At 67.1% G+C, this 12840-nt stretch carries 17 protein-coding genes, 1 tRNA gene and 2 pseudogenes; 15 read left to right on the forward strand and 5 right to left on the reverse strand.

What is annotated here, in order from left to right:
• Positions 1-12 precede the first annotated feature (12 nt).
• Together B5F23_RS08205 and B5F23_RS08210 are read left to right on the forward strand one after the other, a co-directional pair.
• Positions 13-1296 (forward strand): class I SAM-dependent rRNA methyltransferase, encoded by a 1284-nt coding sequence (locus B5F23_RS08205; protein WP_087353572.1) that lies wholly within the window; start codon positions 13-15, stop codon positions 1294-1296.
• 91 nt (positions 1297-1387) lie between these two features.
• Positions 1388-2947 carry an L-lactate permease gene (locus B5F23_RS08210; protein ID WP_087353574.1) on the forward strand — a complete coding sequence of 520 codons (1560 nt, stop codon included), beginning with the start codon at positions 1388-1390 and terminating at the stop codon, positions 2945-2947.
• Between the two features lie 5 nt (positions 2948-2952).
• On the opposite strand, the gene tadA is transcribed toward B5F23_RS08210, so the two are convergent.
• Positions 2953-3444, reverse strand: a complete 492-nt coding sequence (tadA, locus tag B5F23_RS08215) for a tRNA adenosine(34) deaminase TadA (protein ID WP_087353576.1) — start codon at positions 3442-3444, stop codon at positions 2953-2955.
• Positions 3445-3503: 59 nt separating this feature from the next.
• On the opposite strand from tadA, the gene B5F23_RS08220 reads away from it, so the two are divergent.
• Positions 3504-3596: transfer RNA gene (locus tag B5F23_RS08220), tRNA-Ser, on the forward strand.
• A gap of 736 nt (positions 3597-4332) precedes the next feature.
• Here B5F23_RS08220 and B5F23_RS10095 read toward each other — a convergent pair.
• The 4 genes and pseudogenes from B5F23_RS10095 to B5F23_RS10100 all read right to left on the reverse strand — a co-directional run.
• Positions 4333-5031 (reverse strand): annotated as a pseudogene (locus B5F23_RS10095) (recombinase family protein); the annotation flags it as partial.
• Positions 5032-5117: 86 nt separating this feature from the next.
• Positions 5118-5834 (reverse strand): hypothetical protein, encoded by a 717-nt coding sequence (locus tag B5F23_RS08235; RefSeq protein ID WP_087353581.1) that lies wholly within the window; start codon positions 5832-5834, stop codon positions 5118-5120.
• 2 nt (positions 5835-5836) lie between these two features.
• On the reverse strand, positions 5837-6229 hold the full coding sequence (locus B5F23_RS10000) for a LexA family protein (protein ID WP_241145837.1): 393 nt from the start codon (positions 6227-6229) through the stop codon (positions 5837-5839).
• A gap of 108 nt (positions 6230-6337) precedes the next feature.
• Positions 6338-6511: pseudogene (locus tag B5F23_RS10100) on the reverse strand (helix-turn-helix domain-containing protein); the annotation flags it as partial.
• 120 nt (positions 6512-6631) lie between these two features.
• Between B5F23_RS10100 and B5F23_RS09615 the strand changes: the two are divergent.
• The 12 genes from B5F23_RS09615 to ssb all read left to right on the forward strand — a co-directional run bounded on the left by B5F23_RS09615 (position 6632) and on the right by ssb (position 12834).
• Positions 6632-6853: a hypothetical protein gene (locus tag B5F23_RS09615; RefSeq protein WP_143786391.1), complete on the forward strand. Its 222-nt coding sequence runs from the start codon at positions 6632-6634 to the stop codon at positions 6851-6853.
• A gap of 33 nt (positions 6854-6886) precedes the next feature.
• Positions 6887-7099 carry a hypothetical protein gene (locus tag B5F23_RS08245; RefSeq protein ID WP_087353585.1) on the forward strand — a complete coding sequence of 71 codons (213 nt, stop codon included), beginning with the start codon at positions 6887-6889 and terminating at the stop codon, positions 7097-7099.
• Between the two features lie 91 nt (positions 7100-7190).
• Entirely contained in the window at positions 7191-7388 is a 198-nt protein-coding gene (locus tag B5F23_RS08250) for a hypothetical protein (protein WP_087353587.1), read from the forward strand.
• Positions 7376-7777 (forward strand): hypothetical protein, encoded by a 402-nt coding sequence (locus B5F23_RS09750; protein WP_158096145.1) that lies wholly within the window; start codon positions 7376-7378, stop codon positions 7775-7777. The genes B5F23_RS08250 and B5F23_RS09750 overlap by 13 nt, the downstream gene beginning before the upstream one ends.
• A gap of 8 nt (positions 7778-7785) precedes the next feature.
• On the forward strand, positions 7786-8139 hold the full coding sequence (locus tag B5F23_RS09755; protein ID WP_158096146.1) for a RusA family crossover junction endodeoxyribonuclease: 354 nt from the start codon (positions 7786-7788) through the stop codon (positions 8137-8139).
• Complete coding sequence (locus B5F23_RS08260; protein ID WP_087353591.1) at positions 8136-8783, forward strand: hypothetical protein; 648 nt, start codon at positions 8136-8138, stop codon at positions 8781-8783. The genes B5F23_RS09755 and B5F23_RS08260 overlap by 4 nt, the downstream gene beginning before the upstream one ends.
• A complete protein-coding gene (locus B5F23_RS09620) occupies positions 8686-9015 on the forward strand; it encodes a hypothetical protein (RefSeq protein ID WP_143786393.1) in 330 nt (109 codons plus the stop codon). Before B5F23_RS08260 ends, B5F23_RS09620 begins: the two co-directional genes overlap by 98 nt.
• Positions 9015-10301 carry a ParB N-terminal domain-containing protein gene (locus tag B5F23_RS08270; RefSeq protein ID WP_087353595.1) on the forward strand — a complete coding sequence of 429 codons (1287 nt, stop codon included), beginning with the start codon at positions 9015-9017 and terminating at the stop codon, positions 10299-10301. The genes B5F23_RS09620 and B5F23_RS08270 overlap by 1 nt, the downstream gene beginning before the upstream one ends.
• Positions 10291-11358, forward strand: coding sequence for a DUF1351 domain-containing protein (locus B5F23_RS08275; RefSeq protein WP_087353597.1), 1068 nt, complete (start codon positions 10291-10293; stop codon positions 11356-11358). Before B5F23_RS08270 ends, B5F23_RS08275 begins: the two co-directional genes overlap by 11 nt.
• On the forward strand, positions 11351-11923 hold the full coding sequence (locus B5F23_RS08280; RefSeq protein WP_087353601.1) for an ERF family protein: 573 nt from the start codon (positions 11351-11353) through the stop codon (positions 11921-11923). The genes B5F23_RS08275 and B5F23_RS08280 overlap by 8 nt, the downstream gene beginning before the upstream one ends.
• A 3-nt stretch (positions 11924-11926) precedes the next feature.
• Entirely contained in the window at positions 11927-12280 is a 354-nt protein-coding gene (locus B5F23_RS09760; protein ID WP_158096147.1) for a hypothetical protein, read from the forward strand.
• Positions 12277-12834, forward strand: coding sequence for a single-stranded DNA-binding protein (gene ssb / locus B5F23_RS08285; RefSeq protein WP_158096148.1), 558 nt, complete (start codon positions 12277-12279; stop codon positions 12832-12834). Before B5F23_RS09760 ends, ssb begins: the two co-directional genes overlap by 4 nt.
• Positions 12835-12840: the final 6 nt, after the last annotated feature.

The following is a 12840-nucleotide window of genomic DNA, read 5'->3' on the forward strand; positions in this document are numbered from 1 at the left end:
AGGAGGAGAGCCATGAAGCAGACCCGCCCGTATCCGCGCGCAGTCGTCACGCGCAAGGCCGCCCGCGCGCTCGCCTCCGGGCACCCCTGGGTCTTCGAGGGCGAGGTCCTGCGCCTGGAGCCGTCGCCCGAGGACGGGCGCGCCGCCGCAAACGGCGACGTGGTGGACGTCTTCGAGGAGAACGGCACCTGGCAGGGCGCCGGCCTCCTCTCCGAGCAGAGCAAGATTCGCGTGCGCATCGTCACCCGCAACGCCAACGACCGCGTTGACGAGGCGTTCTGGCGCCGTCGCGCGCAGTGGGCCTGGCAGCACCGGCGCGCCACGATGGGCGCCCGCGCCCTCCCGGGCTGCCCGCCAGACACCAACGCCTGCCGCGTGGTCTTCTCCGAGGCCGACGGCTTCCCAGGGCTCGTCGTCGACCGCTACGAGAACGTGTTGGTCACGCAAGTCGGGACCGTGGGCATGGACCGGCTGCGCCCGGTCGTCTACCGCGCGGTCCTGGACGCCCTGGCCGCGGACGGCGAGAAGATCGACGCGGTCTTCGAGCGCAACGACTCCCCCGCCCGCGCCAAGGAGGGGCTGCCGCTCGCCAAGGGCTGGTGGGACGGCCTGCCCGCGCCGGACTCCCCGCGCGTGCTCGTGCGCGAGAACGGCCTCTCCTTCGACCTCGACGTCGAGAACAGCCAGAAGACCGGCTTCTTCCTCGACCAGAAGTACAACCGCCGCGCCGTGCGCGAGCTCGCGGCCGGGCGGCGCGTGCTCGACTGCTTCTGCCACGTGGGCCCCTTCGGACTCAACGCGGCGGCGGGAGGCGCCGAGCTCGTGCGCTGCGTGGACGTGAGCCAGACCGCCATCGACCTCGCCGGCGAGAACGCCCGCCTGAACGGCCTCGACGACCGCATGGCCTTCACCTGCGCAAACGTCCTCGACTACCTGCCCGAGCTCGCGCGCGACCGCGCGCGCCTGCGCGAGGAGGGCGGCCCGTTCGACCTCGTTGTCCTGGACCCGCCGGCCTTCACCAAGAGCCGCGGGACGGTCTCCCACGCCGCGCGCGGCTACCGCGAGATCAACTACGAGGCCCTGCGCCTGCTGCCGCGCGGCGGCTACCTCGCCACGTGCAGCTGCTCCCACTTCATGACGCGCGACCTTCTCGCCAAGGCGGTCGCCGAGGCCGCGCACCAGGCCAACGTGCAGCTCAAGCAGGTCGAGGAGCGCCAGCAGGCCCCGGACCACCCCATCCTGTGGGGCTTCCCCGAGAGCCACTACCTGGACTTTTTCATCTTCCAGGTGGTGTAGCCCCCGGCCACGAGCGCTCCCCCGCTCCCCGACGCCCGCTCAAGTGCTAAATTAGCTGCTTGATTGTCTGGCACGACCCACGGGAGTCACTATGCTCGAGCTCTTTGGTATGTTCGTCTTCGCCCTGCTTCCCATCATCTGGCTGGTCATCGCGCTCTGCGGCCTGCACATGGAGGCCTACGTCGCCAGCCTCGGCGCGCTCGTCGTCGCCGCCGCGTGCGCGGCGCTCGGCTGGCAGATGTCGCCCGTCAACATGGCGACCGCGGCGCTCGAGGGCTTTGCCATGGCCCTCTGGCCCATCGTCATCGTCATCATCGCCGCCGTGTTCACCTACAACCTCACCGTCCACACCGGGGCCATGGAGACGATCAAGCGCATGCTCTGCTCCGTCTCCGCCGACCGCCGCGTCCTCACGCTGCTCATCGGCTGGTGCTTCGGCGGCTTCCTCGAGGGCATGGCCGGCTTCGGCACCGCCGTCGCCATCCCCGCGAGCATGCTCATGGCGCTCGGGATCAGCCCCGTGACCTCGATCCTCGCCTGCCTCATCGCCAACGGCGTCCCCACGATGTTCGGCTCCATCGGCATCCCCACCACCACGCTCGCCTCCATCACCGGCATCGACGTGGTGCAGCTCTCCACCGTCCAGGCCCTCCAGGTCTTCCCGTTCGTGGTCGCCTGCCCGATCCTCATGGTCGCCCTCGTCGGCCACGGCCGCAAGGCGCTCAAGGGCACGCTGCCCATCGCGCTCGTCTCCGGCGTCTCCTTCGCCGTCAGCCTCGTCGCGGCCGCCCACTTCATCGGCGGCGACCTCCCCGACGTGGTGGCCTCCGTCGTCTCGCTCGTGCTCACCTTCGCCTACGCGCTGCACATGCACAAGAACGGCGCCGAGGTCCCGGAGGAGTACCGCCTCGACGTCGCCGAGGGTGACGACGCCCCGGCCGAGTCCGTGGCCGACAAGATCCGCGCGTGGTCCCCGTTCGCCCTCATCTTCGTGGTTCTTCTCGCCACCAGCAAGCTCGTGCCCTTCATCAACGGGCCGCTCTCGGCGATCAAGAGCACGGTCAACATCTACGCCGGCGACCCCACGGCCACGCTGACCTTCTCGTGGATCAACACCCCCGGCGTCCTGATCTTTGCCTGCGGCATCGTCGGCGGCCTCATCCAGCACTGCCCGCCGCGCGAGATGCTCGGCGTGCTCGGCGCCACCTGCAAGCAGATGAGCAAGACCGTCGTGACCATGCTCGGCGTCCTGGCGTGCGCCAAGATCATGGGCTACTCCGGGATGATCGCGAGCATCGCCGCGTTCTTCGTGGCGGCCCTCGGCAGCCTCTACCCGCTCGTCGCCCCGCTGCTCGGCGCGCTCGGCACCTTCGTCACCGGCTCGGGCACCTCGAGCGAGGTGCTCTTTGGCAACGTCCAGCTCCAGGCGGCCCAGTCCATCGGCGTCAACGAGACCTGGCTCGTGGCGGCCAACTCGCTCGGCGTGAGCGCGGGCAAGATGCTCAGCCCGCAGAACATCGCCATCGGCTGCGCCGCGTGCGGTCTGGTCGGCAAGGACGGCGAGATCCTCGGCAAGATCGCCAAGTACGCGTTTGCGTTCGCCGCGGCCATGGCGGTCCTCGTGTTCGTGGGGTCGCTCGTCCTGGCGTAGCGGCGTCAGGACGTCTGGCGAGAAGAACGGCGCGCCGCGCGGCGCTCCCTGAAGAAGCCGCGCAGCAGCTCGGCAGACTCGTCCGCGAGCACGCCGGGCGTCACCTCGAAGGCGTGGTTGAGCCTCGGGTCGTGGCTCACGTCGAAGAGCGTGCCGAGCGCGCCGCCCTTGGGGTCGGCCGCACCGTAGACGCAGCGGTCCACCCGCGCGTTCACCATGAGCCCGGCGCACATGAGGCACGGCTCGAGCGTCACGTAGACCGTGCAGCCCGTGAGCCTCCAGCGCCCCAGCTCGCGCGCCGCGGCGACCATCGCCGAGAACTCGGCGTGCGCCGAGGGGTCCGCGTCGGTCTCCCGGCTGTTGTGGGCGCGGGCCACGACCTCGCCGTCGCAGACGACCACCGCGCCGATGGGCACCTCGCCCTCGGCGCCGGCCGTCGCAGCCTCCTCGAGCGCCAGGCGCATGTATGCCTCGTCGTTCTTCTCGGCCCCGCTCATTTGACCTCCCGGGTCTCCGTGGTCCCCACATGGGGTAGGATACTAGTGCCTGCGCACGCGGAGGAGTGGCAGAGCGGTTGATTGCAGCGGTCTTGAAAACCGTCGAGCGGGTAACCCCCGTTCCGAGGGTTCGAATCCCTCCTCCTCCGCCAGTCGCGACTTACACGAACCCCCATCCGGCGCGTCCGGGCGGGGGTTCGTGCTATCTCCGCCATCATCTCCCCTGCCGCCGTCGATTATGAACTCGACATGGAACCGCTCGCCCTCGCGGTCGAGCACCACGCGCCGCACGAACAGCGCGATGACCTCAAGCGGGTCCCTCTTGCCGACCACCTCGTGGACCCAGAACTCAACGTGGTCGCGGTCGAACACAGGCGTGCCCTTCTCAAGCTCCGCAAGCTCGTCGGCGACCGCCTCGCGCTCCGCCACCAGCTCGTCCAGCTTCGCGGCAACCGCGTCTGTCGCGCCCGTCTTCGCGGCGAGATCCACCATGCGCGCCTGCTCGCGCTCGTTGTCCGCGAGACGCTTGCGCAGCGCGTCCATGGCGTCGAGGTCGTCGGACAGCGCGGCCTCCTGCTCCTCCAGCACGAGATCGGCGATGATGCCCGCCACGTGATCGGATTCGAGGAACGCGCGCACCTCCTCGGCGACCGCGCGCTCCAACTTCTCCTGCGGCACGATGTGTCCCGTGGCGGGGCATCGGTAGTACGTGTACTTCCGGCCGCTCTTGCCGTGCCCGCTGCTGCTCTGGTAGCGGTTTCCGTCCACGTCGAACAGCTTTCCGGAAAGCAGGTACTCCACGGTGCCCCTCCTCTTCCTCGTACGCAGCGCAAGCCTGCGCTGCACGCGGTCGAACAGCTCGCGGTCCACGATGGCGGGCACGCCGTCCTCGACCCGCGTGCCGCCGTACTCGTAGACGCCCGCGTACTTCTCGTTGCGCAGCATCTTCGAGATCGCGCGCATGTCGAACGGCTTGCCCGTGAGCGTGCGCCACGGCCTCAAGGCATCCATTATCTCGGGGAAGCCGCTGCCGGCGTCGTACATCTCGAACATGGTGCGCACCACGCGCGCCTGCTCCTCGTTGACGTGGTAGAAGCCATCGCCGCCGAGGTCGAGGCCGTATACCCCCACGCCATTGTGCTTGCACTTGAGGGCGTTGCCGTGCAGCCCGCGCTTCACATTCTCCGCTAGGTTCGCGGAGTAGTACTCCGCCATGCCCTCAAGAACGGCCTCCAACAGGATGCCGTCCGGACCGTCCTCTATGCGCTCCGTAGCCGAGACCACGCGCACGCCGTTGCGCTTGAGCTTCGTCTTGTAGATCGCGCTGTCGTACCTGTTGCGGGCGAAGCGGTCGGTCTTGTAGACGTAGACCTTCTCGAACCACCCGCGCGCGCTGTCCGCAACCATCTCCGCGAACGCGGCGCGGTGATTCGTCGTGGTGCCGGAGGTAGCCCTGTCGGCGTACACGCGCACGATGCGATCGCCGTTGCGGCGCGCCTCCTCAGTGCAGACGCGAACCTGGTCCTCTATTGACTCCTCGCGCTGCCCGGACGAGGAGTATCGCGCGTAAATCACCGCGCTTGCCATATAATGTTCCCACCTCCCGCTCGTCGGGTTGGTACTTTTCAGGAGCCTCGCGCAGGGTTGCCGCCCTTATGCGCGGGGCTTTCTCTCTAACTTCCGAATATATGCCGCACGCTTTTCTCCAACTGCTCCAATCCGATGTCGTTGGAGTCGGGCTTCGGGTTCTTGTATAGAGAGGTCCAGACTCCCTCGCTCTTCGGTGCCGCGCGCTTCACCTCTACGATTCTGTGCTCGTCTCCGAACCGACGGATGATGACGCCCTGGCCGAAGTGGGCATGCCACCCGTAGATGTCGGCCATGTTTATACTGCCGTCCGACAGGTAGTGCAGATGCACAATGAGACTGTCCCCGTGTTCCAGATGTGGGAAACCTTCGATGCCGGACGGCCTCTCGATCACCTCGTCGTGGGACATGTGGGCCACGACCACGTTCTTCGGCACCTTGCCGGTCTTCGTTGGCGAAGAGAACACGATGTTCGGCTCCGACTTGCGCAGGTCGCAGTGGTACGCCTGCATAGGCGGACAAACTGAACCGATAAGCGCGATAGCGTCGGATATGACGCGTTCGGGGGTGAACGACTCGATGTTTACCCCTGCCTCGGAGAGGAACAGGCGATTCTCCGCCTGCTGCTGATCCTGCTTCTGCTTGCGCTCGCGTTCAAGGCGCTCCCACTCCTCCTGCTCACGCCTGAACTCCTCGCTGTCCGTGTCTATCTCGTTGCCATCGGCATCGCGATAAATCACCTTGATGGATACCTTCGGTTCCTGCGTCTTCGGCTTCTTCTTGAAAAAATCGAGTAGTCCCATGGCTACTCCATCTCCTCGGGTGCCTGCCACCAGACCACGGTGCCGATCACGCGCACCGGGCCGTCTTCCATGCTGAACACGAGGTCTTCCTGCTCCTCGTGGCTGTCCGCCGTAAGCATGAGTGTGCTGCTGCCGCGATACCACCTGCGCATGACCGCCTGGTACGCCTCGGTTTCGACCACTGCGATGGAGCCGTTGGAAGGCTCGCGGTCGGGGTCGACGAGCACGTGCGCGCCCTCTGGTATCACGCGGTCCATGCAGTTGCCCTCGACCACGAGCGCGAAGGCGCGCGGGTGGCGCGAGCACACGGATGCGGGCACCTCGACGCGGTGCTCCGCCTCCTCCTCGTCCGTGAGCGCGCCCGCATGGACGCGGCCCAGGGTGAGCAGCGGCACGGTCGCCTCGCCCGAGGAATAGACGGGAATGGCACCAGCGGGAAGGGAAACACTATCGAACCGACCGTGTTCCTTCGCCGCGAGCCCATATCTGTCGGACAGGAGGTCGTCCTCAGAAATGTTGAAGTACTCGCAGATGTTGCTAATCGCATCATGCCGAGGCCGCGCACCCTTGCGCCACCCAGTAACAGAACCGGGCGTAACGCCAGCAATACGCGCAAGCGCCTCTTGTGTCAGGTCATGTTTGACGAGCAGCGCATCTATATTTTCCGGTAGTCCCATAACTGCTCCTATCTGCTGCTGACTTTAATAATACCGAATCAAATCCACTTTTTCCTAAATCAGTTATTGAGTTTTGCTAAATGTTCCGCTATTATCGAAATCGCCGAAGGAGGTGATTCGATGGCAGAGGATAACCTGTTCGCTGCAGCCCGAACCGGGTCTGGCCTGACCCAGGCAAAGGCTGCATCTATCTGCGGTATCTCTGTTGACGCATACCGCACACGAGAGAAGCGCCCCGGAGAGTTCCGCGTTAAAGAACTCAAGCTCCTTGCCGAAGGCATGGGCGAGAACTCGCGGAAGATTCTGGCGGATGCCGTTCTCTCTCTTTTTTTGCCCAGTTGATTTAGTTTTTCTAAATGTCGAAAGGAGCCACAGATGGCAAGCAAGACCAAGGACCTGCGTTCGGCGACGGAGGACATCGAGCGCGTGAAGAAGCTCGCGTACAAGCAGTTCGGCTTCCGCGAGTACCTGGTCAACCCGATCGAGATGGACGAGACCGACCCCTCGCGCCACTGCCTCTTCGAGGTCATGGGTGTCACCTACAAGGTGGAGGACGGCTCCATCTCCGTCGAGCCCGCCGAGGACTAGTGACCCCGGCGCAGCGCGCCATGTGCCGCGCGATCCGCACGGCCATGGCCGAGTTCTACAAGTGCCCCGAGAACGAGAGGAAGTTTCTGGAATGGAAGTCATCAAGGAAAAGAGGGGACGCGTCCGGGTCGGCAAACGCGAGACGCGCCCCGTCACGGTTCACTACAGAACCATCCCCATGTTAACAGACGATCAGCGCGAGAACCTGCAGGGGTGTCTCGGCCTCCTGCTCATCACCGCCTGTATCGTCATCACCGGCCTCATCGAGGGATCGACATGGCCGGCGTAGAGCGCGCCCGCCAGATGGTCGCGAAGGCGTGCCACTGGGTGCGCCTGCATCCCGAGAAATGGCGCAAGCTCAAGGACTTCTGCGGCTACCTCATGGAGGAGGGCGACCTGATCCAGCGCGGCAACGTCTACGAGCTGGCGCGCCGCTACGGCATGGACGTGAGGCTCGCGAGCGAGTTCAGGCGCGACCACAACCTGTGGAGCGTGCTCACGCGCTACATGGTCATGGAGCGGCCGATGCTGCTCTCTGCCATCAGCTTCCGCGAGACGCCCATCGACCGGGTGCCGCTCGTGGAGTTCTGGCGCGACATCGTGGGCGAGGACGAGTTCGTGGCCGGCTCGCTGGAAGAGGCGCGCCGCATCTACGACATCCAGCGGGGCGCAGAATGAGGGCGCTCATGGTCATACCGGGCAGGATGCCCGGCCTCAACGACTACGTACGGGCGGAACGCGCCAACCGCTTCGCCGCGTCGAAGATGAAGAAGGAGCAGACCGAGCGGGCGGGCATCGCCGCGGTGGAGCAACGCATGCCCAGGTTCAGCGGGCGCGTGGAGATCGTCTTCACGTGGGTCGAGGAGAACCGCCGCCGGGACATGGACAACGTGGCGTTCGCCAAGAAGTTCATCCTCGACGGCCTCGTGCGCGCCGGCGTCATCCACGACGACACGCCCCAGTACATCGCGGGGCTCGCCGACCGCTTCGCCTACGACAGGCAGCGGCCCCGCATCGAGGTGGAGGTGCGAGGGGCGTGAAGGCGGGGAGGACATGGACGACCGGCGACCTCAAGAGGGTCGCGGAGCTCGCGGGGACGATGCCCGAGCGGGAGCTGCGCAGGCTCCTGAAGCTGTCGAGCAACCAGCTCGCGTACGCGGTGCGCACGCTGCGTCGCATGGGCGTGAACGTCACGACCCGCTACTACGAGCCGCGACTTGAGACCTGCCCCGTGTGCGGGTGCAGGCGCGCCACCCTCGGCAAGGAGGGCGTCTGCGAGCCGTGCCGGCTCAAGAGGCAGCTCGCCGACATCGAGTGGCGCATCTCCGAGCTCATGAGGGGGCTCACCCCCGAGCAGCGCGCCGTCTACGAGCAGACGGAGGCCGAGCGGGAGTCGAGGGCCGACCCCATGCCCCAGCCGAGGCCGACGGACGGCCTCAACAGCTACGAGCGCGCCAAGGCCTCCGAGGACTACGACGCCGCCATGGAGCAGTGGGCGACGACCTACCTCAGGCGCCGAGTCAAGGCGGCCCAGAAGCGCAAGGAGCGCATCCAGAAGAAGGTCAACGAGAACGACAGGAGGAGACATGTTCGACCGGAAGGGCAAGAAGAAGCAGCGGCTGACCATCAGCGTCAAGGCGCTGACGGTCAAGGACATCGAGAAGGCCATCGGGCGCGTCGATAGCGCGTTCCCCGACGAGGGCGCCAAGGACGCCCTGATCGCCGTGGCGCACACGTGCGTGCAGGCCGGCGCGCGCATCATGGCGGACGAGATCATCCACGGGGAGCGCAGCGCCGAGGACTATGCGGTCATGCGCCGCGAGGTCGACGACATCGCCAAGCTGACCGTCATGATGCACGCGATCGACGCCAAGGGGGGCACGGTCGTAGACATCCTCAAGGAGGTGCTGGGCTAATGCAGACCATGGAGCTGGTGAACATCGAGGACGTCTACCCCTACGAGGAGAACGACGTGCGCATGAACCCGCGCGACGTCGAGAGCAAGGAGTGCCGCGAGTACATCGCGCAGCTCGCCGAGCAGTTCAGGTACAACCGCCTCAACCCCGGGCAGCCGCGCGTCCGCCCCATCCTCTACAGGGACGGGGGCATCTACCAGATCATCGACGGTGAGTGCCGATACGAGGCCATGAAGCTCATCGGCACCAAGAAGTTCTACGCCGACGTGTACGACGACCTGGACGACGCCGAGACCGCGCGGCAGGAGGCCGCCAAGGCCATGGTGGAGACGGACGCCAAGCGCGCCCTCACCGCCGAGGAGATGAGCCGTGGCGTGCAGCAGATGCTCGCGCTCGATCTCCCCGACGAGGAGGTGGCCGCCGTCGCCCGCATCGACGCCGGCAAGGTGGGCCGCGCCCGTCGCGGGGCGAGGGTCGTGAGCGACGCGGCGTACGACATGACGCTCGACCGTCTCGCCGCCATCGCCGAGTTCGAGGGCGACGAGGAGGCCGTGGCCAAGCTGCGCGACTGCACGCAGAAGGAGTGGGCCCGCGTCTACGAGGGCCTGCGCGCCGAGCGAGAGCGCAGGCGGGCCATGGACGAGATGACGGAGGCCGCCAGGGCCGCAGGCGTGACCATCGCGGAGAGGACGCCGGAGGGCTACGTCGCCAAGCAGACGTTCAGCGCCTACAACCGCGCCGCATTCGACAGGCACCTGGAGGCCGGGTGCGAGGGAGAGATCGCCGTCGTTAGCGACTACGGCCTCACCTTCCTCTCCCCCGCCGCAGCGGGCGCCGAGGTTGACGAGGGCAGGCAGCGCGAGGAGCAGGAACGCTCGGACTTCTACGCCGCCTTCGAGGACGCGCGCAGGGCCCGCGCCGCATGGATCGGCTCGCACATCGGCGACGTGACGTCCATGCGCAAGACCGCGCGCCTCCTGACCTGCAAGGCGCTCACGAGCCGAGAGGTGGGCGGCTTCGAGGAGGTGTCCGGCGCGAAGGTCGAGTCGGCGCCGTGCCCGCTCGCCGTCGCGCTGGGATACCAGTCGCTGCAGGGCGTCACCGCGTTCGGCGTGTGGAACGCGCACCGCCACGGCGACGGCAGCTACCTGTACGGCAGCGCGGCCCGAGACACGCTCGACCTGCTCGACGCCATGGCTGCCGACGGCTACGGGCTGCACGACGCGGAGGAGAAGACGGCGGCGGCGTGCCGCATCACCATCGAGGAGGAGAGCGATGAGCAGTAAGGCTGACAAGCCCATAGAGGTCGAGGCCGAGGTCATCGAGGGCAGGGGGCTGACCGTGAGCTTCACCCCCGCCGCCATCGACGCCAACTTCGACGCGCTCGACGCGCGCGTGGAGGAGCTGATCGAGGGGTACGCGGAGGCGCGCTACGACCTCACGAGCCCCGACGAGATCAAGCAGGCGAAGCGGGACCGCACGTACCTCAACGGCATCGCCAAGGAGATAGACGAGCGCCGCAAGGCGGTGAAGCGCGAGTACATGCGCCCGCTCGATGACTTCGAGGCCCGCGCCAACGCCATCACCGCGAAGGTCAAGAAGGCGAGCGCCAACATCAAGGAGCAGCTGGACGAGGACGAGGAGCGCCGGAAGGACAGGGCCTACGCCATCCTCAAGGAGTACTACGAGGACCTTGCCGGCATGCTCGCACCCGTCGTCCCCTACGAGCGCATCCACGATGAGAAGTGGCTGAACAAGACATTCGGCGAGATGAAGGCGAAGGCCGCCATTGACGAGAAGGTGGCCAAGGTTGCCACCGACTGGGAGACGCTGCAGGCGCAGCGGGAAGCCCTGCCCCGATATGAGGTCGCGGAGCGCGAGTTCTTCGCGTCGCTCGACCTGGGGGCGGCGCTCAACGCAGCCCGCGAGGCGCAGGAGGCCGACGAGCGCATCGCCGGCATGCGCGCCGAGATGGCCGAGTACGGGCGCGACGAGACGCCGCCCGACACCGAGCCGGAGACGGCGCCCGAGCCCATGCCGGCGCCCGAGCCCGCCCCCTCGCCGGCGCCCGCGCCAGAGCCGATGCCTGCGCCAGATCCGGCGCCCGCCCCGCAGGCGGCGGCCCCGGTCGCCGTCCCCGGCGGCAGGTACGTGCCGTGCGTCATGGTCATCCAGGCGGCGAGCGTCGAGCAGATGCAGCAGATCGGCCGGTTCTGCGGGAGCCTGAGACCGCGCGTCACGGGCAAGTTCGTCACCGGCACGCTTGAGGAGGCGTACATGAAGGAGTGCGCCCAGGTGGTCGCGGCTGCGGCCGCGCGAGAGGGGGCGGTCGCCAATGGCTGAGGCCGAGGCCCCTCGCGGCATCCTGGGGGCCATCGCCCAGGTGCAGCGTTCGGTGATGGTGCCGAAGGACAAGTACAACGAGTTCGGCAGGTTCAACTACCGCAGCTTCGAGGACATCGTGGCGGCCCTCAAGAAGCCGTGCGAGGACGCCGGCATCGGCTTCTTCATGAGCGACGAGATCGTGAACGTCGGCGACCGCTACTACGTCAAGGCGACCGTGAGCGTCTTCCTCACGGACGAGCCCGGCGCCGGCGAGACGTTCAGCGCATCCGCCTACGCCCGTGAGGCCGAGCACAAGAACGGGAGCGACGACGCCCAGGTGACCGGCATGGCGTCCAGCTACGCGCGCAAGTACGCCCTGTGCGGGATCTTCGCCATCGACGGGGAGAGCGACCCCGACCAGCTCGCGCCCGCCAAGGGGCGCGGGCAGGCCCCGCAGGGCCCGTTCCTCGCGCACTGCCGCAGCTGCGGGACGCGCTACCAGTTCGAGACCCCCGAGCAGTACGAGGAGTTCGTCGCCAACCCAGGGTGCTGCCCCGCGCCCGCGTGGGAGATAGAGGGATAGGCCATGCAGGACCTGTACGGGCAGCTCGACGAGCTCACCGACCTGCTCATGGCCGAGCTTGAGGTATGCCGGACGTCCGGCTGCCAGTACGCGGAGAACGAGGCGGAGTACCGCAAGGCCCTCCGCCTCGCCATCCTCGAAGAGCGGCAGAAGGGGACCCCCGCGACCATCACGAGCGACCTGTGCAGGGGGCGCGAGGACATCGCCGAGCTCAAGCGCCTGCGCGACTGCTCGGAGGCCATCTACAAGGCAAGCCAGGAGGCAATCAACGTCTACAAGCTGCGCATCCGCATGGTGGACGCGCAGATCACCCGCGTGTGGAACAGCGGGAACGTCACACAAGGAGGATACCTGTGAGGGACTTCACCATCGACGGGTACGTGACCAAGAACATCGAGACGCGCTCCACGCAGAGCGGGCAGCTCGTCACGCGATTCACCGTCAACAGCCCGAACTACAACCGCGAGACCCGGCAGAGCACGCCCCAGTTCTTCGACTGCGAGTACTGGCACAACGGCCAGCAGGACGACAAGGCCCTAAACATCGTGGAGGGCGCCCTGCTGCTCCTGTGGGGCAGCCTCGCGTACGACAGCTGGCAGGACAAGCAGACCGGCCAGAACCGCTCCAAGGCGTACCTCAAGGTGCGCGAGATCGGCGTAATCAGGCCGCCGCAACCCAGGCAGGCACCGCAGCCGCAGGGGTACCAGCAGCCCGCGTACGCCCCGCAGCAGTACCAGCAGGGCTACAGGCAGTCGGCCCCGCAGCAGGCCGCGCCGGCGCCGCGCTACGGCTCGCAGCAGGTCGCCCAGGCGCCCGCCCCGGCCCCGCAGCAGTACCAGCAGCAGGCGGCGCCCCAAGCCGCACAGCAACCGCCCGTCATCGACGTGTACGACGAGGACATCCCGTTCTAGGAGGCG

It is taken from the genome of Olsenella sp. An188 (assembly GCF_002160255.1).
In the GTDB taxonomy this organism is placed as follows: Bacteria; Actinomycetota; Coriobacteriia; order Coriobacteriales; family Atopobiaceae; genus Thermophilibacter; species Thermophilibacter avistercoris.